Raw genomic sequence first — 24305 nt, forward strand, 5'->3', positions numbered from 1 at the left:
GGTCAACTCCGTAACCGTTAGGCATTCGACGGGAAGGAGGCCAGTGGGAAAGCCTGCGGCGTACCACTGGCGAAGCTGCCGGGGCAGAGTCGGGCACCTAATCCGTGAACCGGTGTGCAGTGAACCTGGGAACCATCCGTGGTCGCCCTACCGGCCGGACGTCCAGTCCGGTCGAGGGCAGGACCGTTGTCGTCTGACGGCCACGGGATGGGACGGAGGACCCGTAGTAGTCCGAGCGCGGGAAAGCCGCGTACATGGCGAAGGGGTCCAGCAAGTCAAGCAGTCGAAGATGTGGAATACCTGGAGGCATCGGTGAATACCGACGAATCGGCCCTGACTCTGCTTACCGCGGAGCGCCGGGTACAGGAGATCCAAGCCAAGCTGCACCGTTGGGCAACCGACGATCCTCGCAAGAAGTTCTGTGATCTGTTCAATCTCGTCACCGACCCGGCCTTCCTCATGGTGGCCTGGGATCGGGTGCGGGGTAACAAGGGCGCCAAGACCGCCGGGGTGGACGGCCATACCGCCGTGTCCATTCAGGTCGGGGTTGGAGTTGAGCGGTTCCTCGCCGAGCTTCGCAGCTCGGTGAAGGACCGCAGCTTCCAACCCTTACCGGTGCGTGAGCGGATGATCCCGAAGGCCGGCGGTAAGCTGCGCCGGCTCGGGATCGCCACGATCGCCGACCGGGTGGTCCAGGCGTCCTTGAAGCTGGTGTTGGAGCCGATTTTCGAGGCGGACTTCCTCCCGTGTTCCTACGGGTTCCGCCCCGGACGCCGGGCTCACGACGCGGTGGCCGAGGTGCAGTTCCTCACGACCAGTCAGCGCAGGTTCGACTGGGTGGTCGAGGGCGACATCAAGGCGTGTTTCGACGAGATCTCGCATCCGGCCCTCATGGACCGGGTGCGGGCACGGATCGGAGACAACCGGGTCTTGGCCCTGGTGAAGGCGTTCCTGAAGGCGGGCATCCTCACCGAGGAACGCGCCTTGCGGAAGACCGACGCCGGTACCCCACAGGGGTCGATCCTGTCCCCGCTGCTGAGTAACGTCGCCTTGTCGGTGCTGGACGAGTACATCGCCCACGCACCGGGTGGGCCGGGCATCAGCGCGCATTTCAGGGCGAAGCGACGTTCGCAAGGTCTGCCGAACTACCGCCTTGTGCGGTACGCGGACGACTGGTGCCTGATGATTACGGGCACCCGCGACGACGCCGAAGCCTTGCGGGATGAGATCGCCGAGGTCTTGGCCACGATGGGCCTACGCCTGTCACCGGACAAGACCTTGATCACCCACATTGACGAGGGGTTGAACTTTCTCGGCTGGCGCATCCAGCGCCACACCAAGAAGGGGACCAACCAGCGCTACGTCTACACCTACCCGGCGAAGAAGGCGCTCGCCAACATCACCGGGAAGATCAAGACGTTGTGTCGACAGACCACGAGCCAGGACCTGGCCGACCTGCTGCTCCCGCTGAATCGGGTGGTGCAGGGCTGGTGCACCTACTTCCGTCCCGGGGTGTCCTTCAAGACGTTCCAGTACCTACGCGCTTTCGTCTGGAAGCACGTATGGTCCTGGATCCGTCGTAAGCACCCCAAGACCAACTGGAAGGAACTCCGCCGTCGCTACTGCGGCGGCGGCTGGTGGCCCAGCAGTGACGGAGTCCGGCTGTTCGATCCCGGCAAGGTGCGTACCTACAGCTACCGATACCGGGGAGCAGCCATCCCGACTCCGTGGACCAGTCCGACGACGAGGACCGCGCTGCCCTGACGGGACTTGCGGAGAGCCGGATGCGTTGAGAGGCGCACGTCCGGTTCGGGAAGCGGTCAGGGAAAACCCACCGGTGGAAACACCGGCAGGGCGTCCCTGGCCGACTTTCACCAGAACTTTCTGACCCTCGCCAACAGCCTTGATTCGATGTTGGCGGAGGCGCGGAAGTACCGGCTGTCGATGGTCCTCGCGCACCAGGACCTGGCCCAGTTCCCGAAGGACCTCCTGGCAGCGGCGTCGGCGAACGCCCGCAACAAGCTGTACTTCTCCGTCGCCCCGGAGGACGCCCGCGTCCTGGCGAGGCACACTCTGCCCGAACTCGACGAGCACGACCTGACCCACCTCGACGCCTACACCGCCGTCGGGCGCCTCGTCGTCGGTGGGCGGCAGACGCCGGCGTTCACCCTCAAGACCCGGCCGCCGAAGCCAGTTGTGGGCGAGGCAACGGTGATCCGGCAGGCCGCGGCGCAGGCGGTGCCGGCGCAGGACACCAGCGCGATCGACGACCTCGTCGACCGGTTCTCGGCCCGACCCGACGACAACCGCCGTCCCCGGGCCAAGAGCGGCCCCAAGGCGAACACCTGAACGCCGCCGGGCGGCTGAAGCGAGATCGACAGACCGGTCGATCGGAGTCGCCCGCGTCCTGGTCACCCCTTCCGTGAGGGCTTCACCAGCCCTTCACCACCGATCACCACGCGGCACTGACATATCCGGCCGTACGGGTCTGTCAGTGCCGCTCACCGGCCGTCACCAGCTCTCGGTGACCACCTCACCGAACTCAGACACCCTCCCTCGGAGGGAACTCCTCTTCCGCATGGAGCATTCACCGTGCCCGCGAACAGCTCCGCTTCTCGCTCGTCATCCGCTTCTTCTTCGCCCTCGCGTTCCTCGTCTCGTCTGGCTCGTCTTGACCGGCTTCGTCGTCTGACCGTCCGCGACCATCAGCTGCTGCGGTGGCTCGCTGAGCATTACGTGCTGTCCACCGACCAGGTCGCGGCGGCCCTGTTCCCCTCGCTTCGCGCAGCCCGGCTGCGCCTCGCCCAGTTGCACCAGGTGGAGGCGGTCAGCCGGTTCGTCGACGTCACCACCGGCAGCGGCCAGTACCTCTACACTCTCGGCCCGCTCGGCGCCGTGGTCTACCCCACCCAATTCAACGACCCGAACCACGCCGACGCCCGCGCCCCACGCACCAGCATCGACCGCACCGAACGCATCATCGGCAGCCGCCGCCTGCCCCACCTGCTCGGCACCAACCAACTGTTCATCGACCTCATCAGCTACGCCCGCACCGACGGCAACGCCCAGCTGAGCCGATGGTGGTCCGAGCAGCACACCACCGCCGCCTTCGCCGCCGCCTCCTACGCCGCCGGCAGCGGCACCGGTGTCCAGCCCGACGGGCACGGCATCTGGCACGCCGGGGGGCGCACCGTCGGGTTCTTCCTCGAACACGACAACGGCACCGAACCCCTCGGTACCGTGCTGCGCAAGCTGCGCGCCTACGAGCAGCTCGCCCGCTACGGGCCCCGCTACTCGGTGCTGCTGCGCGTCCCCGGCCGCCGCCGCGAGCAGCACCTCCTCGACGCCCTCGCCGGGGTGCCCACCGCCATGCCCGTGGCCACCGGCCTCCACGGCGAGCACCCCGCCGGGCCTGCCTGGACGCTGACCACCGACCCCGGGCCGCGCCGCTGGCTGCACGAACTGCCCTCCGACCACGGCCCGGACAACCCGGCCACCAACCCGCACCGCTTCCCCGACACCGACCTCAGCGGCCCCGACCCGGAGCCCTGACATCCACCTTCAACGCACGCGGAGGGGGGCCATCCACCGTCGTGGGCGGCTGTGAGACCGACCGGATCTCACAGTCCCGCCGTCCCTCGCCCGCGGAATCGAGCGGTCGTCTGACAGTGCAGGTCAACGGCACTACTGACGATCATGACGGCGGCCGGCGCTGACAGATCCGGCCGCTACCTTCATCGGCACCACCTTCACCCATATATCGCTCCACCCGGTCCGGTCCCACCTCGGGAACCACCGCCGCACCTCACGGTGCGCTCTGCCCACCCGCCTTCTCGGCCGGTCGGCGCCCGCGCCGCGCGGCGATCCCCAGGTCGCACCGCACCACCCGCACCACCCCGCACCACCAACAGCCACTCTGCTGCGCCCATCCGCTGTTCGTCCCGTGAGTCGACCCATGTACCCGGTGGGCCGGCCGCCTCCGCGCGCCCGACATCGCGCCTCTACCGAAGGAGGAACCCCAGATGACCGCAACCAACGGTGCCGCGACCCCGCTGAGCCGCTACGGCACCCGCGTGCCGACGGTGACGCCCCGCCCGGGCCGCAAGCCCGCCCCCGCGGCCACCACCGCCAGCACCACGGCGCCCACCAGCCCGGTGGTCACGCCGACCGCGACGATCAACACCATGATCGTCTGCCTGCCCGACGGACTGCCGTCGCAGGCCCTGACCGCCACCCAGCTCGACCGGCACTTCGGCGTGTCCGGCACCCTGCAGCCCCGTTTCTGGGCCATCCCGGACATGTGGCTGTGGCAGCGGCGCGACCTGGTCGCGCCTCGCAAGGGACGTCCGGTGTACTGCGCCGGCGGACCGGTCAAGCTGCTCGACCTCGCCGCCATGCGCCACGCCGCCGGCGTCGGCGCCGGCATCCGCCACGAGGTGTGGCAGCGGGTCGTGCACGGCACCCGGCCGGCCACCCCGTGGCCGACCCTGCTGGCCCGCCACCTGGCGGACCCCGCCCGCTACCCGCGAGAGCGGGCCGAGGCGGACTTCCACAACCAGGCCCGCGTCAACGCGATGCGGATGCACAACGCGGCCAGCTACGGCGCCGCCCACCTCGCCGTGGGGGAGTTGGAGATGTTCCAGGCAGGCCCGATGGCCTACCAGCACTACAGCGCCACCACCGCCGTGTGCGGCGACGCCCTGCTCACGCCGGACGGGCACAAGCTCGCACCCGCGAGCGACGCCCTCGCCCACCGGGTGACCTACCTCGAGCAGGCGATGCGGTACCTCGACACCGTCGAGACCGACCAGCGGCTGCTCGCCGTCGCCCTGTAAAGCACCACCGGATCCGGAACCGGTCGGGCACCGCCACCCATCCCCCTCTTCCCTGGGGATCGGCGGCGGCCCGACCGGCTCCACCCCATTCCCAACCGCGCCGCGCCGGCCCTGGCAGCAGACGCGAGCTCTACCAGCCGCACCCATGAGCCCCGCCGGCCTGCGACGCACACCCCTAACCCGACCAGCGCGGCGAGACCGCCGTGGCAGGTCACCGCCTGTCGGGGTACTCGCCGACACCGCCACCCGAACCTCAGCTCCACCTGGCACTCGCGCTCGATCCGGATTTCCGGGTCCGACGCCGTACGTCGGTCGCCGCGGCGGGTGTGAGCACGCTGCCGCCCGCGCACGGCCCGGCGCCCCGGGCTGGGGCGGCCCGCAAGCCCGGCCAGCGAACGGCCGACCTTTCCCTCTTCCCCCATCAGGAGGTTCCTTCGCCATGTCCGGCCGACTGTGGTTCCGCGTCGACGAGGTCCTGCCCCTCGCTGAACATGCCGCCGCCACCCGTGCGTATCTGAGGACCCGGCAGCAGTACCGGGCCGGTGTCCCGGACCAGGCCGCGCTCATCTGGTCCCACGACGCCGACGGTGACTGGTTGTCCTCCAACGGCGTACCCCGCTGGTACGACGCCGACGGCGCCCACCACCGGGCCCTCGCCGAAACCTGGACCCACACCGCCACCGGCGCCACCGGCAACCCGATCCCCGCCGACGACGGGCACGGATTCCTGCCCCTGCACACCGAACACCTCGACGGGCGGCGCGACCTGCTCGACCTGCTCCGCTACGCCCGCCACCACGGGATGCACTGGTTCGGGCTACACCCCGACCCGGCGAGCGAGGCCACCGGCGACCGCTACCGCGTCTCCCGCCACCGCGGCGACATCACTCCGCCGCTGTCCACCTGGACCCCGGCGGCCGTCACCTGCGACGTGGTCGGCGGCGGCACTTACCGCGCCATGGTCGCCACCGGCTACACCACGCTCACCCGCACCGGGCTGCTGTGCCGCTTCCCCCGGTTCGCGGTGCAGCGCATGGCCGCCCACCTCGACGCCTTCTTCCCCGGTGACATGCCCGGGGAGCACCCCCGGCTGCGGTTCGACGGCGACGAGGTCGCCGTCGAGTGGGAGAACGACGACGGCCTGGACAGTCGCTGGGTCGAGGACGACCGGGTCACCCCGGACGCCAACCGCTGCTACGCCATCGGCGCCTACCAGTGGCCCTGGACCCTCGTCGCGTCCGAGGCGACCTCCCGCGCCGCCGACCCGACGGACCGGTCGCAGTGATCGTCGACGAGGTGTTCCATCAGGGCGGCCCTGGCAGCTACGAGCTGACCCGGGTGCACCACACCGACGGGTACGTCCTGCGGGTCCGGGTCTACCGCGACAGCTACGCCAAGCAGAGCACGGCGGTCGCCGAGGTCCTCACCCCTCTGCTCACCTGGACGATCATCGCCAGCAGCCCCGGTAGCGGCTGGCAGCGCACTACCCCGACCACCTCACCCGACGTGACGCCGCTGATCCCGGTCGCCGACGAGGTGCTGCAGCGGGCGCGGCGGATCCTTCCCGTGCCGCCGCCGTTCACCACGCCCGGCCGGTAACCCGCCAAGGCCACGCCCTCCCGCGCCGCACTGCCCGCCCGGTCGCACCTGACACACCAGCGGACCCAGCCCGGCGCCGGATCTTCCGAACCTCATCCGCCCGCCGCACCACGGCGGGCTGATCAGCGCGTCCACGGCCCACCGCCGCTGACGCGCTTTCTCACTGGCACGACCTGGCCGATGCCCGGCCACCCGCGCACTCGCGCAGACCCGGGCACGGCCGTGCCCGGGTTCCCACCCCGCAGAAGGGAACCCCCCATGACATCCACCAGCAGACCCCGCGTCGCCGTTGTCGGCGGCAGCCTCACCGGCCCCGTCACCGCGCTGCTGTTGCTGCACGCCGGATTCGACGACGTCACCGTCTTTGAGGCCGCGCCGGCGTCCGCGCCTCTGGGCGGCGGCCTCATCGGTCTGGAACACCCCGCCCTCGACGTGCTCGACCGCCTCGACATCGGCCAGCACGAGTTCGTCGCCCACGACTCCGAGGCCATCGTCCAGCTGACCATCCGCGACCGCCACCCCGCCGAGACGATCCGGCGTACCTACCCGGGCCGCAACACCACCTGGACCCTGCTGCACCACGCACTGACCCGCCGGCTGCCCACCGGTGTCCTGCACTCCGGCATGAAGGTCACCGCCCTGGCCGAGCAGGCCGGCCAGCCGGTGCTGCGGTTCCGCGACGGCCAGACCGCACCCGCCGACCTGGTCGTGTTCGCCGACGGCCGGTCCTCCACCGGCCGCCGCCTCCTCGACCCTGATCGGACCCTGCGGTGCGCCGGCTACGTCGCCCACCGCGGCATCGCCGACATCACCCCCCAGCCCGGGCTGCGGGACTTCCTGCGGCTGCAGCCCTGCCCCGGTGCGCAGTTCAACCTCGCCCCGGTACCCGGCGGCTGCGACTGGACCTTCTACCTCAACTGCACCATCACCGAGTACACACAGCGGTTCGGCGCCGACCCCACCCGCCGGGTCTTCGCCCTACCCCGACACGTCAGCCCCGCCGCCCGCGCCCACGTCGACACCCACGCTGACCTGCTCCTCCCGGCCGACCACGCCGCCGTCGTCCACGCCACCACCACCCGCATGGCGGTGCCAGTTCTCGACATCACCGCACCAGACCGCATGATCTGGCCCGTCGGCGGCGGCCACGCCGTCCTGCTCGGCGACGCCCTCGCCCCCGTCCGCCCGCACACCGCCCGCGGCGCCAACAACGGCATCGAACAAGCCGCCGGCCTCGCCGCCGCTCTCACCCAGCACCGCAAGTACGCCGCCGACCTCACCGCCGCCCTGCACGGGTGGCAACGCCGACACCTGCCCGCCGCCGTGCACCGCGGGCCCGTCATCGGCCACCAGCTCGGCCTCGGCACCCACCAACCCGCCCAGTAACCCACCCCTGAGGAAAGGAGGTGGCCCTCTCGTGGTCACCAAGACCACCGCGATCCTCGTCGACGACCTCGACGGCTCCACCGACGATGTCGCCACCTACCAGTTCGCCTTCAACGGCGTCACCTACGAGATCGACCTGTCCGCCGGCAACTTCGACCGGATGGCTGCGGCGTTCGGCCCGTTCATCACGGCCGGACGGCGCCTGCCGAAACAGCCCCGGGCACCACGGCGGCAGCACGGCACCGCGACCGGCCGCACCCAGAGCCAGGAGATCCGCACCTGGTGGTGGACCGCGAACTGGCAGGAGCTGAACCTGCCCCAGCCACGAACCGGGGGCGTCATCCCCGCCGCGGTGCGCGACGCCTACCACGCCGCGCACTGAACCCCTGTCACCAACGTGCCGCCCGGCGAGCGATCACCGGGCGGCACACCTGTGCGCGTCGCCAAAGTCCCGCACTCCGGGCAGACGACTTGATCAATGCCCGATCCGAAGCGTGCATCAGTGCACGCGCCTTACTCACCAACCCCTGCCAACGGCAGGAGAAAGGGAGGCACTCTCCCATGACCAGCACCCCAGCCAACACGGCCATCACAGCACCACTGGCACCCAGCGTCGCGAAGGTCCTCGCCGCGCTGCACCGGCTCGGCGAGGCCACCGCCGCCGCCATCGCCACCGAAGCCGGCCTCGGCTACTCGACCACCACCCCGAAACTGCGCGCCCTGGAAACCGCAGGACTGGCCGAGCCCACCCGAAGCGAGACCGGACGCAGCCTGTGGCTGCTGACCGACACCGGCCGCGCGCACGCCGAACAGGGGCATCACGGCCAGCCCGCACCGGAGCCCGCCACCCGCAACACCGACACACCCGGCACCGCCGCCGAACACGGGCCGCGCGGCGACGACACGCAGGAAAGCGAAGAGGCCGCCGGACAGGACCACGACCAGCGGCCAGCCGCCGAGGTTCCCACCGACGGGCAGCCGGACGCCATCCAGGAGTCGCCATCGCCGGCTCCTGGTGGTGTCGAGGCGGCACCCGACGAGGCCGCTGAAGCCGAGGACACCGAAACCCACGACGGCGACGATGACGACCGCTCGACTGACGAACCCGAGGTGCCGATCGCGACCGCCGACACCGACCCGGCCACCGGAGCGACGCCCGCAGCGAACGAAGCGGACGCCCGACCAGCCACACCGGACAGTGTCCCTGCCGGCACGGCCACCGACAGCACCACGGGCGAACCCGCTGTGGAAGCACCCGCCCCGCCGGCCACGGAGGCGGTGGGCGAGGCGGCACAGCCCTCTACCCGGCGGACGTCGGGCACCCTGCGCGGCGCGATCCTCGACATCCTCGAGGCCAACCCCGGCCAGCAGTACAAGGTCAGCGAACTGTGCAAGCTGGTCGACAGGGCCAACGAGGGAACCGGCGCGAAGAAGGCCAGCGCGGGCGCGGTCCACAACGCCGCCGTGAAGCTCGTCGGGACCGGGCGGGCAGTGCTGGCCGCCGAGAAACCCGCCACGTTCGCCCTCGCCGAAACCACCGCCTGAACGCCCCCGCCAGCCGGTAGCCCGGAGGCGGGCGTCGAACTTCCCGGAACCACGCCCGCCCCCGGTGCTCCTTCACAGACAAGGAGCTCCCGAAGTGTCTCCCATCCTGACCTCGATCGTCACCGCCGCCGGTGGAGTCCTCGCCGGTCTCGCCCTCGCCGGAGCGCTGCTGTGGCGCCAGCAGCAGGCGCTGAGCCGCGCCCGCTACGCCGCCGACCACGACGACACCACCGGTTTGCCCAACCGGCGAGCACTGCTCGCCGCCCTCACCCGCGCCACACGCGCAGGTGCCCCGTTCGGGCTCGTCCTGCTCGACCTCGACGGCTTCAAAGCCGTCAACGACACCTTCGGCCACGAGGCCGGCAACGACGTCCTCACCGAGGTTGGCCGGCGGCTGGCCGCCCTGCGGGGGCCGGTGCGGCTCGCCGCGCGGCTGTCAGGCGACGAGTTCGCCCTGCTGGTCGACGGCGGCCCCGACGACGTCGCCGCCGCCGCCCGCGCCGCCTGGCGGGCGGTCGGCCGCCACCCCGTCGACCTCGGCGAGCACGCGCTGGCCGTGCGCGCCAGCGTCGGGCACACCAGCGCCGCCCTCGGCGTCGGCCCGCGCACCCTGCTTAACCAGGCCGACACCGCCATGTACCAAGCCAAACAAACCGGAGCCGGGGTCCACGGCGCCACCGCCACCACCGGCCGCACCGGACCGCCGCCGGGTACCCGCCTGCGGGACCTGCGCCGCCACTGACCGCTCACGGACACACCAAGAGGACCTCGCGCCCGTCAACGGGCGCGAGGTCCTCACCGTGCCCCGCTTCCATCCGCCAGCCCTGCTTCCCCCGTCCTCGGCGACGGTCGCCGAGAACCCATTAAGGAGCGCATCCGCCATGAGCAGCCCTCACACCTACACCGTCGGCGATCGGGTGATCATCGACCCGGCGGTGGCCCGCGCCAGCACCCGGGGCGTCACCTACCGCGTCACCCGGCTACTGCCGGTCAACGTCGTCGTCGAACCCGTCGACGGCGGCCGAGCCGTGAAGGTCAACCCCACCTACCTGCGGCCCGCCCCCAAAGCGGACACCACCACCGGCAGCGAGTGGACCATGGCCCACGAGGCGCCGCTGCATCCGGGCACCCTCGTCACCGTCGCCGACGCGGGCTGGAAGCAGCCTCCCGGCGAGCTGTACGTGGTGCTGCGCGACACCGGCACCGGTCGCGTCTCCCTCGTCCCGCTCGGCGGCAACAACGGCCGCTACTGGCGCGGTGTCTCCCGCCACCTGCTCACCACCGTCGACCCCACCCGTGTACGCCTCGACCCCGAACAAGCTACCTGAGCTGCGAACCCTCGCCGCCGTGTCGGGCGGGCAAGGTCCTGCCCGCCCGACACGACTTGACCTTCATTGAGAGATGAGCGTCGATCAGCGCTGGTCGTCGTCCGTCGTCCGGACACCAGCATTCCCGAGGGCTCCGACGCGAGTCGGGCGGCGACCGCGTATGCCCGCGATCCGCCGACCGAAGGGCCACCCGCCATGGCACACCCCGCACATCCCAAGGGCCACAGCCGGCGCCCCAGCGACCGCACCGCCGTCCCGGACGACGTCACTGACCGGCTCCTGTGGGCCCTCGCGGTCGACGTCGCCGCCGCCCACCAACTCGGACCCGGCGGCGCCTGCACGAACCTGCAGTGCCGTGGGCAGGACGGCCCCTGCTGGGCGCTGCGCACCGCTCTCCGCGCCGAACAACAAGCCCGCAGCGCACCCACCACCCTCGCCCCGGCGCCCCCGCCGCGCCCGGCCGGGGTCGCACGGGGACGCGCCCCCGTTCCCGCCGCGCCGCGTCGCTTCACCGGCTGGTTCACCCCCGCCTGCCCGCCGGCACCCCTGACGCGACCCGCGCCCACGCCCGCCGCGTTGCCGCCGGGATCCCGGCTCCACCGGCGTCCACCCGTGGCGGCGTTGGCCGCCTGAGTACGCACCCTGGAGGCAACTAGTGAACTTCCTACCGAACGACACACTCGCCGGCTACGCCCGCACCGCCGTCGACCTGCGTGCCCGCATGGTCGGCTACCACCGAAGCCCGCTCGCGGCGCAGTACCTGCGGGCGTTCTTCGGCAGCCGCCTGGCCAACCACCCCAGTCCCAGCCCAGCGGGCATGGCGAAGGTCCTCACCGCGGTGCGCGCCATCACCGCCAACCCCTGGCGATTCGGCGAGCCGTACGTCATCGCCCCCGCGATGACCGCGATCATCGCCGCCGCCGCGGCGGCCCTCGACCTGACCGGCGAGGTGCTCCCCGCCGACATCGCCCCCGACGACGGCGGGGTGCTGTTCCTCCCCGAACCGATCTACCACCTCAGCCTCAGCGGCGAGGTGTCCTCGATCGGGGCGATCACCTGGGCCCGCACCACCAACACCAGCAGCGGCCGGTCCTTCTGGGCCATCGCCGGCTGGGCCGACCACCACGACCCGCACGACCCGGCGGCCGTCCGCCGTCGTGCGCAACTCGCTGACCGGCCCGACCTCGCCCGCCAGTTCGGCCCCTACGTGCTGACCGACTTCACCGAGATCCCCATCGGTCAGCCCGTCGATTCCCGCCCCGACCTGCCGGTCCTCGACGGGGACGACCGCGACTGGGAACCGGCACCCGACGGCAGGTTCTGCATCGACGAGACCACCACCCCGATGCGCGCCTGCGCCGCCGTCGCCTACGCCTTCTGGCGCATCCAGGCCCAACCACTGGCCACGGTCGCCGCCGCCCCCCTGGACCGCGCCGCCCGCCGCCGCGCCGTGCGCGCCAGCATCCGCCACGACACCCGCGTGGTCATGCTGCGCCGCACCAGCCCCCTCGCCGAACCGACCGGCGGGGAACCCAAGTGGCACTACCGGGTGCGGTTCGTCGTCCGCGGCCACTGGCGACGCCTCATCGACCGCGACGGCCACCCGTACCGCATCTGGATCAACGCCCACATCAAAGGCCCCGACGGGGCACCCCTGCTGCACGGCGAGAAAGTCGCCGTCCTCGCCCGCTGATTCCCGCACCCGCCCGAAGGCCGCGCGACGCCTCTCCAGGCCCGCGCGGCCTTCGCCGTCCCCGCGCCCCACCCGCCCGCCGCCCCGCCCTGCCTTGAAGGAGTGACCAGTCATGACCATCCGCGTGCTGTCCTGGATCGCCATCGTGGTCGCCGGCGTCCTGCTGCTGTGCTCCGGGCTGGCCACCACCCTGCTCTTCAGCGGCGACGCCGGTGCCTGCGGTATGCCCGCCAGCGTCACGGCCACCGCGTCGTCGGCAGCGCTCAGCCCCGCTCCGGACGGGATCGCTCCGATCGGTGACTGGAACGCCGAGCAGGTGGGCAACGCCGCCACCATCACCGCCGTCGGCATGCGCCTCGGCATCCCGCCCCGCGGCTGGGTCATCGCCGTGGCCACCGCGATGCAGGAATCCTCCCTGATCAACACCCCGGGTGGGGACCGCGACTCGGTCGGCCTGTTCCAACAGCGACCCTCCCAAGGCTGGGGCACCCCCGAACAGTTGCACGATCCCCAGTACGCGGCGACGAAGTTCTACCAGAGGCTGCAGGCCATCGACGGCTGGCAGGCGATGCCGCTCACCGAGGCCGCCCAGGCCGTGCAGGTCAGCGCCTTCCCCGACACCTACGCGAAGTGGGAGGGACCGGCCACCCAACTGGTCACCGCGATCGCCGACACCGCCGGCCTGCCCACCGACGGCCTGGCCGGGTGCGGGGCCAGCGGCCCGTGGACGCAGCCGGTCCTCGCCCCTGTCGGGTCGGGGTTCCGTACCGGTGACCGGCCGGGCCACGACGGCGTCGACCTGAGCGCCCCGCGTGGCACCGTGATCCGCGCGGCGTCCGCCGGGACCGTCCGCACCGTCCGCTGCAACGCCGTCCACGCCGACACCGGCGCTGAATGGGGCTGCGACCGCGACGGCGACCCCGTTCTCACGCGCGGCTGCGGCTGGTACGTCGACATCGACCACGCCGGTGGGCTGCTCACCCGCTACTGCCACATGGACCAGCCGCCGATGGTGACGGTTGGGCAGCCGGTCGCCGCCGGCCAGCCCATCGGCGTCGTCGGCTCCACCGGCCACAGCTCCGGCCCGCACCTGCACTACGAGGTGCACCACAACGGCGATGCCAGCCCGAACGGCGCGATCGACCCGGTGCCCTTCATGGCGGCTCAGAACGCCCCGCTCGGCACAAGGCCCTAGAGGCGATGCCGGCGGATCCATGGCACCCAAGCTCGGCGGCCGTCCCGCCCGGGGACGACCGCCGCAACCCCACATTGAGGAGGAAAGGCACGTGAGCACACCCACGCTGATCGGCCTTGCCGCGTTCCGCGGCAGGTACACCGCCCGCTTGATCCAGTTCGGCGAGGGTCCGGAGGTTCTGGTGCCGCTGCTGCGCCGGATCTGGACCGACACGTTCGGTCGTGACACCAACGCCATGGCCGCCGCGCTGCTGGCCCGCAACTGGTGGTCCCTTGCGATCAACCCCAAGGCCCGGCGCTGGGACCGGCAGCCGCCCGTGCCCGGGCTGGGCTACCCGGTCGTCACCGAGGACGACACGATCCGGCGGGGCTCGCTGCGGGAGCACCTCGACGGGTTCGTCGAGTGGCTGTATCTGCTGCACCTCGACCAGCGGCGGCTGGTGGTGTACGAGGCGACGGTCCACGGCCGTTGGCTGCGGCACAGCGCCCACCACCTCGACCCGGTCGAGGACCTGTTCGTCACCACACCCGCCCTCGACGGCGGCCCGGAGATGACGGTGTGCACCGTCTGCGGCGCGGTCGACGAGATCGACCACGTCGAGGTGCCGTCCATGGCCGGCTACGGCTACGACACCGCCACCAGCTGCACCCGCTGCGGCTCCTCGGTCGCCACCGACCCGATGTTCGGCGACCACGTCGTCCGCAAGCCCTGGCCGCCGCAGCAGCCCGCCACCGGTGACGCGACGGGCAGCGCCAGGTGAACACCGACCACATGCCCGCTCCGGCCGCCGATAACGGCCGCCCTTCCACCGACCCCGACGACCGATCGGAGACCACCATGACCAGCTATAAGGCCGGCCAGCGTGTCGTCCTGGTCCGCACCAGCGACCCGCACACCCTGCTGCGCCCCGGAGACACCGGCACCGTCCGCCGCCACGACCAGCGGCACAACATCGTCGAGGTCACCTGGGACAGCGGCTCGACACTGTCGATGTGCCTCGACGTCGGCGACCGCATCGCACCGGTCACCACCACCCCGCCTCGCCCCGGCGGCCTGGTCGGCGAGGCCACCGGATGGGCCGCCGCGCTGCAGCGGATGCGCGCCGCCGGCACCGAAGCCGGACGCACCGCCGCCGAGTGGTGGGCGCAGGACACCATCGGCGCCCGCGTCGGCGGCGACACCCGCCTGGCCGCGCGCCGAATCCTCGCCGGCATTGCGGACGGCGATCCCGCCGTCCTCGACGCCCTGCCCCACTTCTCCTCGGCGGGAGAGTCGGTCGACATCGCCGGGTGGGAGCTGTTCGCCGACGCCACCGGCGACACCACGGGCTGGTTCGGGCTGCGCATCCAGCAGCGCGACGAGGCGATGGCCGTCTACCGCGACGCCTACGACACCGCCGCCACCGACCGCGTCGCTGACCTGTGTCACCTCGCGGCCAGCCCCACCGGCCGCGACGTGTCCCACCTGCACCCCGACCGGGTCCGTATCGGCGACGTCGGCGTGTTCGCAGGCGACTGGGCGCGCACCACCGGCCCCGACGGCGACGACCGGATCGAGGTCGGGTTCGTCGGCACCCTGATCGACCACTGGAACGGGTGGGCGGTGTTCTCCTGCACCCGCCCGGTGGCCGAGGCGATCGTCGCCGACCAGCAGCGCCACCGCGACCAGTACCGCCACCGCCTGCGCGAGCAGGGCGTACCAGCCGACGACCTGGACCGGCGGGTCGACGCGGAACTGGCCGACCTGTCCTTCGACGGCGACGTCATCGTCGCCGACCAGCGCGCCCTGTCCGACGACCCGGAAGCCATCGAACGCATCACCCCCGACGGCGACGGCCGGTACGTGGTGATGGGCCGCAGCTGGTGCTGGGAGGCCGTCGACCCGTACGCCTGCGACCGGATCGTCGGCGACCTGCCCGACACCGACCAGGCATAGGCCGGCACCCCCAACCAGACCCCGCCGCGCCTGCCGAGGCTGAGCCGAATTCGGCGGCGCCATCCGACACACCCCCACGACAGGCAAGACCAACAGGAAGGAAACCCAGTGACCATCCGTACCCAAGAGGAGATCGTCACCCGGATCTGGGCTCTGCGGGCCGACCGCGGGGACATCTTCGGCTTCCGCGAGGAGGTGCTCGTGGAGGCACTCGACCTCGACCACGCCCGCCAGGTCATCGCCCCCCGACACCCAAGCGAGTGGACCCAGCGGGTCGACCACGAGACCTACGCCCGGGACTACCTGCGATTCGCCATAGGGAAGATCCTCGACCACCGCAGCAACTCGGCGAGCCGGTCGGTGGACAAGCTCAGCGAACTCGCCTGGCTCCTCGGCCGCGACGACATCGTGGCGGCGATGGACCACCCCGGCTACCCGATGTACGGGGCACCCAAGGTCAAGGCGTTCGCCGACGGGTTCGCCTGGCCGTTCCTCGACGACCTCGACGGCGACGACAGGCTGGCCCTGGCCCGGATGACCGAGGGACAGCAGTGCGACCCGCAGGGCTGCGAACGGGGCTGCGCCGACTGACCACGACCGCGCCGCCAGCTCGCTCCCGGCCCTCACGTGCACGCGTAGTCAGCCGGCGCTCCCGCAATCCCGCACCCTCGCACCCATTCGACTTGATCAATTGGGCTGGCGGGGGTTCCATCGTCGGCGCCGACACCGCCCGCGCGGCCTCGACACCGACCAGCACGCACCAGCGGCGACCCGACGTGTCGCCGTAACCCTTCAGCACCACCGGGGTGTGGTCGCCCACTTACCCGGCCCGATGCGGGCCGGCAGTGCTTGGCCCCACCCGTCTCCGCTGTGCGGTACCGACCGCCCGCGCACCCGGAGACGGGTGCGCGGGCCCGACCCCTGAAAGGCAGCCCCATGACCACACCACGCCCGCCGGCCCTGCCGGCCGGTTCACCGCAGAACGACCAGGCCTCGGCCAGCGGCGCCGGCACTCCCGCCACCGAGGCGGGCTCCGGCCGGTCCGGCTACCTCTACCGCAAGGTCGCCCTGCACCTGGCCGACCACCCCGACACCATCCTCAAGGTCGGCGAGATCACCCGAGCGATCGGCGCACCGTCGTCCGGGGCGGTGTTCGAGGCGCTGAAGAAGATGGCCGCCGCTGGGCACGCCACCCACCACCGCGACCCGCACCACCGCTTCCAGATCACCCAGGCCGGCATCGACGCCGCCGGCACCCTGCCACCCGCCGCACCCCGCACCCGCTCCAGCGGCAGTGCTGGTGGTGGCCGGCAGGCGCGGCCCGCGCCGGTACCGCGACCGAACGGGACGCTGTATCACCCGCGTCGGCTCGGCAAGGGCTGGGACGTCGAGGAACTGCGACGGCTGCGCACCCAGCAGGTGCCCATGCTGCTGTACGGGCCGCCCGGCACCGGCAAGACCGCCATGGTCGAGGCCGCGTTCCCCGACCTGCTCACCGTCGCCGGCACCGGCGACACCGTCGTCGACGACTTCCTCGGCTCCTACAACCCGATGCCCGGCGGCGGCTACGAGTTCGTCCACGGACCGCTGGTCACCGCCATGCGCGAGGGGCGGGTGCTGCTGGTCGACGACGCCACCCTCATCCCACCCCGCGTCCTGGCAGTCCTGTACCCGGCCATGGACGGCCGCGGAATGATCACCATCCCCTCCCACGGCAACGAAACCGTGCAGGCCGCCGACGGGTTCTACATCGTCGCCGGCCACAACCCGGGTGTGCACGGCGCGGTGCTCACCGAGGCCCTGGCCTCCCGGTTCACCGTCCACCTGCACGTCACCACCGACTGGGACCTCGCCCGCCAACTCGGCGTCCCCAAGCCGGTCGTGGCCGCGGCGATCGACCTCAACGCCGACCTCGCCGCCGGCAAGACCGTGTGGGCGCCGCAGCTGCGCGAACTGCTCGGCTTCGTCAAGGTCCGCGACCACCTTGGCATGACCGCCGCCCTGGCGAACCTGGCCGGCATCGCCCCCGAGGACGCCCGCGACGACGTCACCGCCGCCCTGTCCCGACACACCGGCACGCCCATCACCGCGCTCGCCCTCGGCAAGCGCTAACCGCCGTCCACCTCAGATTTCTGGAAGGAGCCAATCCGTGTCACACCCCAGCACCCACCTACAGCAGGGCGCACCGCCGACGCCGGCCGGCGCCAGCGACTGGCATGACTGGTCCGCGGCGTGGACCAAGCACGTCCCGCTGCTGACCGGCCGTACCGACCTCACCGTCCTCGTCGCCCCCGGCGCCGCCGGGGACGCGCCCGAGTGTTTCTACCCCGATCTCAACCGGATCGAGGTCGACGCCACCTACATCGCCGAGCGCCCCGACGTCACCAACCCGGCCAAGGCCCGGCACAAGCGCCTCGTGCCCACCGGCTACGGGCTGCTCGTGCACGGCGCCGCGCACGCCGCGCACAGCCGCTGGGCCACCCCGCCCGGCACCCCGCCGATCCTCGCCGCTGTCGCCGACATGCTGGAGGAATCCCGGGCCGAAGGACGCCAACGCGCCCGCCGCCGGGGCGACCGCCGCTGGCTGCGCCACGTCGTGAAGACCCTCCTCGACCCCGACAACGCGGCCATCGACGACGCGTGGCACGCCGGACAACTCGCCGCGCTGCTCCTCGCCCGCGTCGACGCCCGTATCGTCACCAGCAAGGACGTCCGCCCCGTCCGCGCCGCCGTCACCGGCGTCCTCGGACGCAAGCGCCTGCGGCAACTGCGGGACATCTGGCGGGAGGCCCACACCTGCGACGACGCCGATGCTGACACCATGATCTGCCTGGCTCGGCGGTGGTGTCAGGTCCTCGGCATCGACCCCGACCAGCAGTACGACACGCCCGTGCCGGACGCCGGCCTGTTCCCCGGCCGCCTCGCCGCGGCCCTCGTCGACTACCTCGCCGTCGCCGCTGGTGTCACCCCGGCCGAGTACGCCGCGGCGCTGCTGGCCCACCGGCACAGCCCACCAGCCCAGTGGGACCGCACCGACCCGACCGAGCAGGAACACCGCGCGGCCCGCGACCTCGCCAACCGGCTGCGGCAGGCCCGCACCCGCCACCCCGAACCCGGCCGGCGCCCCTCGGCGATCCCACCCGGCCGGCTGCGGACCCGGCAGGCCATCACTGCCGAAGCGCAAACCGCCGCCGGGCAAATGCCGACCGCTGCCCCGTGGCAGCAACGGGCGCAACTGCCTCCGGAGAAACCGCGCCTGCACCTGGCGATCCTGGTCGACCTGTCCGGGTCGATGGCCCGCTACACCGAGGCGATGTCCTCCGCAGCGTGGATCTTCGCCAACGCGGCACGCCGCGCCGAGGCGACGACCACCACCATCGGGTTCGGCGACCGCACCACCGTCCTGGTGCCCCCACGCACCTACCCCCGCCAGGTGCTGCACATGCGCACCGGCCTCGCCACCGCCACCTTCCCGGAAGCGGTCAAGGTCGCCGACCAACTCCTCGACCTGCGCCACGGCCGCACCCTGCGGATGCTCGCCGTCGTCTCCGACGGCTACCTCGACGACATCCCCGCCGGCCAACAACTCGTCACCACCCTGCACCGCGCCGGCTGCGCCGTGCTGTGGCTCCACCCCGCCGACCCGCCCACCGACGGCGAACCGACCGACCCGGACCAGATCTGGGGGCACACCTTCACCCACGCCACCACACTGACCGTCACCGACCCGACCGAGGCCATCGCGGCGATCGCCGACGCCGCCGTCACCGCACTCACCCAGGCCTGAACCCCGGGCTGAGCGGGCCCCGATCCGGCAGCCAACCAGTCCCACTCCGCGCCGCGGCGCTGCGCCGGCTGCGGCCCGCGCAGCGCCGCACGCCGGGACCCAGGACATACCAGGGCCTGGAATGCGGGGCTGCCACAGGCGGCCCCACCCGCATCTCGCGGAGGGCCGATGCCGAACGGCCTCGCTGCTGCCCCGCGACTTGACCACCCCACGCCATCGAAGCGTGCATGCATCGCGTCCTGACCGACCCCGGGTCCGGACGCGGTACGACGCTGCCCAACAAGGAGTTCTCATGCGTTACGGCACCGACGACGAACACCCCTTCGACACCGACAACCGCGCCTGGCGGCGCCTGCGCGACGTCACCAGCGAACACTTCGACGCCATCACCTGGAACCGGGACCCGGACGGACGGCCGGTCCTGCTCACCCTGCGCGACATGCGCACCGGAGACACGGTCACCCTCGCCGTCCTCGACTCCCTGGAGATCCGCGACCCGCACGCCCAGCTCGCGGTCCACACCAACGGCGACCTCGGCGCACACGGCCCCACCAGCGGCGCCGAAGCAGCCCACTCCCACGCCGCCACGCTCGCGCTCAACAGCACCACCCTCGCCGTGACAAGGCCCGTACCGCTGCATGACCCCGCCGTCACGGATCTACCCGCCACCAGTTGGGTCGACCTACCGCCCGACCTCGCCCACGTTCTGCGGCCGGCCCTCGACGACGCCCGCACCGCCGTTCTCGTGCTGCTCGACCGCACCGAGGGCTGGCTCGCCGCCATCGGCCCGTTCCCCAACCACGCCGCCGCCGACACGTGGCAACCCGCCGACGGACCCGGCCACACCGCCGACCGGCTCACCGTGCCCCTGCACCCGATCACCATCGAGCAGGCCCAACCGTGACCAGCACCCGACCGCTGGCACACCCCGCGTCCTCACCCATCGTGGCCATCGACGTCGACGGCGTCCTCAACCCCGCCAACCCGGCCCACGCCGAGACACTCGGCTACCGGCCACACCGCTACGACGGGCCCGCCCCCGACGGTCGGCACGTCACCGGCACCGTCTGGCTGAACCCCGACCACGGGCCGTGGCTGAGGGAACTGGCCGAGCACGCCCAACCGGTGTGGTGCACCAACTGGAACCACCTGGCCGCCACATGGATCGCGCCACGGCTCGGCCTACCGGCCACCTGGCCGCACGTCCCCGTCCACGCCGGCGGGGTCCGCTTCGGCCACCAGAACAAACTCAGCCCCCTGTATGCCTGGGCCGCGCGACGGCCACTCGCCGTCCTCGACGACGAGTTCGGCGGCAAGGACCCCACCACCGCCGACCAGCGCACCGCCGGCGGCGCACCCACCCTACTCCACCCGCTCGACCCCTACCACGGGCTGCGCCGTGCCGACGTCGACACAGTGCTGACCTGGCTGGGTCAGCTCTGACCAGGCCATACCGGCACCGAGGCACTCCGTTCACCCGGATTCGCGGGGCCCGCATCCACGGATGCGGGCCCCGCGACGCAACGACAAGGAGTTGACTATGGACAGCATGTTCGGTCCCGCCGACGATCCGGATAGCGACCGGTGACCCCGACTCAGCGTCGGCGACCCGGAGCTACGCAAGACCCGACGGCTCGCCCGCGAGTGCGACACCTGCATCTTCAAGCCCGGCAATCCGATGCACCTCGACCCCGGCCGGCTCAAGCAGATGGTGTCCGAGGCGCGCGGCGGCGCCGGCTACATCATCTGCCACTCGACGCTGCCCTACGCCGGCAGTCCGGTCCCGCCCGCGGTCTGCCGTGGTTTCGCCGACCGCTACCGCACCTGGCAACTCCAGGTCATGGAACGGCTCTGGGGCCTCGTCGACGTCGAGCCACCCGACCCGGACTCCGCCCGTACCTCCGAATACCCAGGAGACACCCACTGTGCGTGACATCGACGACTTCCTCCGACGCCAAGACCAGATCATCGACACCACCGGCTGGGCCGTTACCCACGTCCTGCCCACCGACGACGACCCCGACACCACCGCCCCATTCGCCTACACCGTCGGACTCACCGCCCACGACTACCCCGAACTAATCGCCGCCGGACTGCCACCCGAGGTCGCCCACAGCCTCCTCAACGATCTGGCTCGCCGGGTCTACGACAAGGCCGAACGGTTCGCCCACGGCCAGAGCATCAGCGATCTCATCGCCGGCTACGACGCGGTCATCATCGACGGACCGCCCACCGACGAGCTGTTACCCGCGATGGCGATCAACCGCTACGGCCGCGACCAGATCCGCCTCCAGCAGATGGTGCGGCCCGACCAGAAGGGCCGGTTCCCCTGGGACAACGGGTATAGCTTCGACCCGCACGCACAGCCGCTGATCGCGCAGCTGTAACAGAGCAGGCCAACTGCGGTCCACCGGGATCCGGGCGCCCTACCGGCGCTCGGATCCCGGCCACGACCGGATGCGCTGGCCCACATCGGCTCGTCCTGTGCCGCCGCCGATATCAACGCCGTCGCTGGGATCAACACACCGTTAGCCAGTCACCCAGCGTTAGCGAATGCCCGGCTTTCCCGGCGGCTCGCCGGGCATGGAGTGAGAAGGAGGCTCTCTTTTCGTTGGTGGCGAAGTACGGCTGGACACCAGCTGATGCCTGTACCGTGCGCAAGCGCGCACCATGTCGGCGACCGATCGATGACCGCGCTGCGGGGCCGAGGCAGGCACGGCACGCCGCGACAAGATCTACCGTTTCTTCTGACCACCGAGCTGGTAGAGAGCAAGGTCTACCTGACGCGCTGACCATTCGTAACCTTGGCCGGCTAACTCGGCGCGACATTGCTCCACCAGCGCCAGGTAGCGACCGTAACGACCCGGCCGGTTGTCGAGCAAAAGGCCCAACTGCTGCAGGCCTGAATGCGCTCGACTGTCGTATACGGCGAGCCGCGTCGGTGCCGCTACAAAGCACACGACCGATGCCAGGGCATCTCCGTTGCTGAAGCCTGGCAGTGGTGTGAGAGCAGAGCGGGCGGCCACTGCTGCCTCCGCAACCGTTCGTGACTCGTCCTGCGCCGCGGTGACAGCCCGCTCGGTATGCTGCCGAATCTCCTGCTCAGGGCAGCTCATCAGATGCGCCATCCAAGGGGTGTCCGCGCGTAATCGCTTCCAGGCGCTCAGAGCCCCCAGGTCGAGCTTGCCCAGACTCCCGGCATCAGCCACCCGCGCGATGACCTGCTCGACGACCTCGTCGTAGGCCGAACTCACCTCGATGGCGTACAGCTCGGCGGCCATGACTAGCCGTTGAACCCGCTCTCCCGGTCCCACGCTTGAAGCGTGACACAGCCACGGACAGTCGGCACCGTCGCTCGACGCGCACGGATCATGGCACCACTCGTTCGCCGTCACAGCACGCGCCGGGTATAGCAGTTCGCGTACGCCTGCCCGTCCTGGATCGTCACCTGCGGCGGGGTGAGGGGTCACACTAAAGTCCATGGAGGACCTGGATGAGCCGGCCGCAACGGCCGAGACGCTGCGTGGCATACGCCGGGAACTGATGCAGCACCTCGCCAGCCTGCCGAGCGTCGGGTCCATCATCGCGATGCAGCAGGCGCTGCTTCGCGAGCATGGTCGGACGTCTCAAACTCAGGCGGGCCGGGAGTTGCTCAAGGAGCACCGAAGCAAGTTGCGCGCGATCGGGGACGCGTTGACCTGGCAGGCACTGCCGGCACATGCCATCCGCACGCTGGCCAAGCATCCGGGCCGGCCGGCTCCGCCGCCGGTGGACGCCGACGATGCTGCCTTCGTCATGCGGGTGGTAGATCGGCTGGCGGGTGCGGGAAGGGTGCCGATCATCGCGGACCTGACAAATGTTCTGCTCGTCGGAGACATCGTCGCGCTTGGGCCCAGCGCCACGGTCGAAGTCGTCGAGTGTAAGAACACTCGGATTCCCACGCGGCTGCCGTCTAGCGGCCGGCTCGCACGCCAGCGACAACGTGGTGAGACGCTCGCACACTATCTACGCGAGAGTGTTATGCCCATCGCCGACGAGGCACCGCGCTTCGCGGCCGCGCTCGGCATCCCCGCCTCGGCCAGCCCGTCCCAGAACCTCGTCGCCATGGACATGGTCCTGCCCGAGCCGCACCCAGAGTGGCTGGACACCGCCTACGCACAATACGAGAACTCGTCGCGAGGTGTCGCCGTAGTGGAGATTGGCCCCGGGGACTATCTGATACTTGCGGACCCACGGGCAATCGAGACTGACGAACTCGGCGAAGTCATAGATGCCTTGCCATCCATGCACAAGCGCTGCCTGGCGGTGCACTTGGAGCACCTGACCGAGCCGCTGCCGTACTGCCGCTCAATCCTGTCGTACCCCGTTGATTGGAAGCTTCGATACGACCTGCTGGAGGCGAATCTGGTGATGATTCGGCTGGTCGATCTTGCCATCTTCGAAACGAGCGGCGATGACGGCATCGGGCTCGTGCTGCGGGAGGACCTGAGCCTGGTGGGGGCGCAGGACGGCTACTCCCAAATATTTTCGCACCGTTTTGTTCATGAAGTGCTGACCGGACCAATTTCTGCGGCTGAGACACTGTCCTGTCTTCATGAAACCCTACGGCAGTCCGACCGGGATCTAGCACCACTCGTCAGGGAGGGAAACCCGTCCGGCATGTCGGGTGAATCCGATCTGGCCGGGCGCGGAAGCGGTTCCGATGTTCGGTACACCACTGCCTATCCGGCACCGGACGGCGAACTCGCCTTTGTCTCGAGTGCCACCGAGGTCGGCCTCGGCGCCGTTCCCGGCGTTACCCACGTCGAGTTCTACCCTACAACCGGCCGGCTGATCGTTCACGGCGAGGACGGCGTTTTGCTCGACAAGGAGTTTCCCGAGCGTTGATAAATCGGTCACCGAACTCGCGTCGGGAGAAGAGCCGGTTGACCTGCCGTCGCTGGCCAACCGCAATGTGAGATCTAACGCTGTCGGCGCCAGGGATCCTGTTGCCGGGTACCTG

At 71.1% G+C, this 24305-nt stretch carries 24 protein-coding genes and 1 pseudogene; 24 read left to right on the top strand and 1 reads right to left on the bottom strand.

Annotated elements, in window-relative coordinates; genetic code table 11:
* Positions 1–291 precede the first annotated feature (291 nt).
* The 23 genes and pseudogenes from ltrA to GA0070620_RS18980 all read left to right on the top strand — a co-directional run bounded on the left by ltrA (position 292) and on the right by GA0070620_RS18980 (position 21690).
* On the top strand, positions 292–1764 hold the full coding sequence (gene ltrA, locus GA0070620_RS18870) for a group II intron reverse transcriptase/maturase (RefSeq protein ID WP_231921848.1): 1473 nt from the start codon (positions 292–294) through the stop codon (positions 1762–1764).
* A gap of 96 nt (positions 1765–1860) precedes the next feature.
* Positions 1861–2349 (top strand): annotated as a pseudogene (locus tag GA0070620_RS18875) (type VI secretion protein); the annotation flags it as partial.
* 312 nt (positions 2350–2661) lie between these two features.
* Positions 2662–3552: a replication-relaxation family protein gene (locus tag GA0070620_RS18880; RefSeq protein ID WP_091598992.1), complete on the top strand. Its 891-nt coding sequence runs from the start codon at positions 2662–2664 to the stop codon at positions 3550–3552.
* A 470-nt stretch (positions 3553–4022) separates the two neighbouring features.
* Positions 4023–4835 (top strand): hypothetical protein, encoded by an 813-nt coding sequence (locus GA0070620_RS18885; RefSeq protein WP_172836458.1) that lies wholly within the window; start codon positions 4023–4025, stop codon positions 4833–4835.
* Between the two features lie 439 nt (positions 4836–5274).
* On the top strand, positions 5275–6120 hold the full coding sequence (locus GA0070620_RS18890) for a hypothetical protein (RefSeq protein WP_091592733.1): 846 nt from the start codon (positions 5275–5277) through the stop codon (positions 6118–6120).
* Positions 6117–6434, top strand: coding sequence for a hypothetical protein (locus GA0070620_RS18895; protein ID WP_091592735.1), 318 nt, complete (start codon positions 6117–6119; stop codon positions 6432–6434). The genes GA0070620_RS18890 and GA0070620_RS18895 overlap by 4 nt, the downstream gene beginning before the upstream one ends.
* A 258-nt stretch (positions 6435–6692) precedes the next feature.
* Entirely contained in the window at positions 6693–7820 is a 1128-nt protein-coding gene (locus tag GA0070620_RS18900) for an FAD-dependent monooxygenase (protein WP_091592737.1), read from the top strand.
* A gap of 31 nt (positions 7821–7851) precedes the next feature.
* On the top strand, positions 7852–8202 hold the full coding sequence (locus GA0070620_RS18905) for a histone-like nucleoid-structuring protein Lsr2 (RefSeq protein ID WP_091592740.1): 351 nt from the start codon (positions 7852–7854) through the stop codon (positions 8200–8202).
* Between the two features lie 179 nt (positions 8203–8381).
* On the top strand, positions 8382–9365 hold the full coding sequence (locus GA0070620_RS18910; protein WP_091592742.1) for a MarR family winged helix-turn-helix transcriptional regulator: 984 nt from the start codon (positions 8382–8384) through the stop codon (positions 9363–9365).
* A gap of 94 nt (positions 9366–9459) precedes the next feature.
* Entirely contained in the window at positions 9460–10107 is a 648-nt protein-coding gene (locus tag GA0070620_RS18915) for a GGDEF domain-containing protein (protein ID WP_091592743.1), read from the top strand.
* Positions 10108–10246: 139 nt separating this feature from the next.
* The gene (locus GA0070620_RS18920; protein WP_091592745.1) at positions 10247–10693 is read left to right on the top strand and encodes a hypothetical protein; all 447 of its coding nucleotides are present in this window, start codon (positions 10247–10249) and stop codon (positions 10691–10693) included.
* A 195-nt stretch (positions 10694–10888) separates the two neighbouring features.
* Positions 10889–11326 carry a hypothetical protein gene (locus tag GA0070620_RS18925; RefSeq protein ID WP_091592747.1) on the top strand — a complete coding sequence of 146 codons (438 nt, stop codon included), beginning with the start codon at positions 10889–10891 and terminating at the stop codon, positions 11324–11326.
* 22 nt (positions 11327–11348) lie between these two features.
* Positions 11349–12386 carry a hypothetical protein gene (locus GA0070620_RS18930; RefSeq protein ID WP_091592750.1) on the top strand — a complete coding sequence of 346 codons (1038 nt, stop codon included), beginning with the start codon at positions 11349–11351 and terminating at the stop codon, positions 12384–12386.
* Between the two features lie 112 nt (positions 12387–12498).
* Positions 12499–13581, top strand: a complete 1083-nt coding sequence (locus GA0070620_RS18935) for a M23 family metallopeptidase (protein WP_091592752.1) — start codon at positions 12499–12501, stop codon at positions 13579–13581.
* A gap of 91 nt (positions 13582–13672) precedes the next feature.
* Positions 13673–14341 carry a hypothetical protein gene (locus GA0070620_RS18940; protein WP_091592753.1) on the top strand — a complete coding sequence of 223 codons (669 nt, stop codon included), beginning with the start codon at positions 13673–13675 and terminating at the stop codon, positions 14339–14341.
* A gap of 77 nt (positions 14342–14418) precedes the next feature.
* Positions 14419–15516: a DUF4314 domain-containing protein gene (locus tag GA0070620_RS18945; RefSeq protein ID WP_091598998.1), complete on the top strand. Its 1098-nt coding sequence runs from the start codon at positions 14419–14421 to the stop codon at positions 15514–15516.
* A 108-nt stretch (positions 15517–15624) separates the two neighbouring features.
* Complete coding sequence (locus GA0070620_RS18950) at positions 15625–16107, top strand: hypothetical protein (RefSeq protein WP_091592755.1); 483 nt, start codon at positions 15625–15627, stop codon at positions 16105–16107.
* Positions 16108–16452: 345 nt separating this feature from the next.
* Positions 16453–17628, top strand: coding sequence for an ATP-binding protein (locus tag GA0070620_RS18955; protein ID WP_091592757.1), 1176 nt, complete (start codon positions 16453–16455; stop codon positions 17626–17628).
* Between the two features lie 37 nt (positions 17629–17665).
* A complete protein-coding gene (locus GA0070620_RS18960; protein WP_091592760.1) occupies positions 17666–19303 on the top strand; it encodes a VWA domain-containing protein in 1638 nt (545 codons plus the stop codon).
* Between the two features lie 292 nt (positions 19304–19595).
* Positions 19596–20207: a hypothetical protein gene (locus GA0070620_RS18965; protein WP_091592762.1), complete on the top strand. Its 612-nt coding sequence runs from the start codon at positions 19596–19598 to the stop codon at positions 20205–20207.
* On the top strand, positions 20204–20746 hold the full coding sequence (locus tag GA0070620_RS18970) for an HAD domain-containing protein (RefSeq protein ID WP_091592764.1): 543 nt from the start codon (positions 20204–20206) through the stop codon (positions 20744–20746). The genes GA0070620_RS18965 and GA0070620_RS18970 overlap by 4 nt, the downstream gene beginning before the upstream one ends.
* A gap of 235 nt (positions 20747–20981) precedes the next feature.
* Positions 20982–21236, top strand: coding sequence for a hypothetical protein (locus GA0070620_RS33680; RefSeq protein ID WP_231921849.1), 255 nt, complete (start codon positions 20982–20984; stop codon positions 21234–21236).
* Positions 21229–21690, top strand: coding sequence for a DUF4262 domain-containing protein (locus tag GA0070620_RS18980; RefSeq protein ID WP_091592766.1), 462 nt, complete (start codon positions 21229–21231; stop codon positions 21688–21690). Before GA0070620_RS33680 ends, GA0070620_RS18980 begins: the two co-directional genes overlap by 8 nt.
* A gap of 348 nt (positions 21691–22038) precedes the next feature.
* Here GA0070620_RS18980 and GA0070620_RS18985 read toward each other — a convergent pair whose 3' ends face one another.
* On the bottom strand, positions 22039–22584 hold the full coding sequence (locus GA0070620_RS18985; RefSeq protein WP_091592769.1) for a hypothetical protein: 546 nt from the start codon (positions 22582–22584) through the stop codon (positions 22039–22041).
* Between the two features lie 199 nt (positions 22585–22783).
* Between GA0070620_RS18985 and GA0070620_RS18990 the strand changes: the two genes are divergently transcribed.
* Positions 22784–24190 carry a hypothetical protein gene (locus GA0070620_RS18990; protein WP_091592771.1) on the top strand — a complete coding sequence of 469 codons (1407 nt, stop codon included), beginning with the start codon at positions 22784–22786 and terminating at the stop codon, positions 24188–24190.
* The last annotated feature ends 115 nt before the right edge of the window (positions 24191–24305 follow it).

Origin of the sequence: Micromonospora krabiensis (genome assembly GCF_900091425.1) — a bacterium.
Lineage (GTDB): Bacteria > Actinomycetota > Actinomycetes > Mycobacteriales > Micromonosporaceae > Micromonospora > Micromonospora krabiensis.

Coding starts and splice junctions, on each gene's coding strand:
- GA0070620_RS18910 (WP_091592742.1), top strand. CDS start 8,382: ATGACCAGCACCCCAGCCAACACGGCCATCACAGCACCACTGGCACCC.
- GA0070620_RS33680 (WP_231921849.1), top strand. CDS start 20,982: ATGCACCTCGACCCCGGCCGGCTCAAGCAGATGGTGTCCGAGGCGCGC.
- GA0070620_RS18885 (WP_172836458.1), top strand. CDS start 4,023: ATGACCGCAACCAACGGTGCCGCGACCCCGCTGAGCCGCTACGGCACC.
- GA0070620_RS18890 (WP_091592733.1), top strand. CDS start 5,275: ATGTCCGGCCGACTGTGGTTCCGCGTCGACGAGGTCCTGCCCCTCGCT.
- GA0070620_RS18900 (WP_091592737.1), top strand. CDS start 6,693: ATGACATCCACCAGCAGACCCCGCGTCGCCGTTGTCGGCGGCAGCCTC.
- GA0070620_RS18990 (WP_091592771.1), top strand. CDS start 22,784: ATGGAGGACCTGGATGAGCCGGCCGCAACGGCCGAGACGCTGCGTGGC.
- GA0070620_RS18985 (WP_091592769.1), bottom strand. CDS start 22,584: ATGGCCGCCGAGCTGTACGCCATCGAGGTGAGTTCGGCCTACGACGAG.
- GA0070620_RS18935 (WP_091592752.1), top strand. CDS start 12,499: ATGACCATCCGCGTGCTGTCCTGGATCGCCATCGTGGTCGCCGGCGTC.
- GA0070620_RS18920 (WP_091592745.1), top strand. CDS start 10,247: ATGAGCAGCCCTCACACCTACACCGTCGGCGATCGGGTGATCATCGAC.
- GA0070620_RS18955 (WP_091592757.1), top strand. CDS start 16,453: ATGACCACACCACGCCCGCCGGCCCTGCCGGCCGGTTCACCGCAGAAC.
- GA0070620_RS18945 (WP_091598998.1), top strand. CDS start 14,419: ATGACCAGCTATAAGGCCGGCCAGCGTGTCGTCCTGGTCCGCACCAGC.
- GA0070620_RS18965 (WP_091592762.1), top strand. CDS start 19,596: ATGCGTTACGGCACCGACGACGAACACCCCTTCGACACCGACAACCGC.
- GA0070620_RS18925 (WP_091592747.1), top strand. CDS start 10,889: ATGGCACACCCCGCACATCCCAAGGGCCACAGCCGGCGCCCCAGCGAC.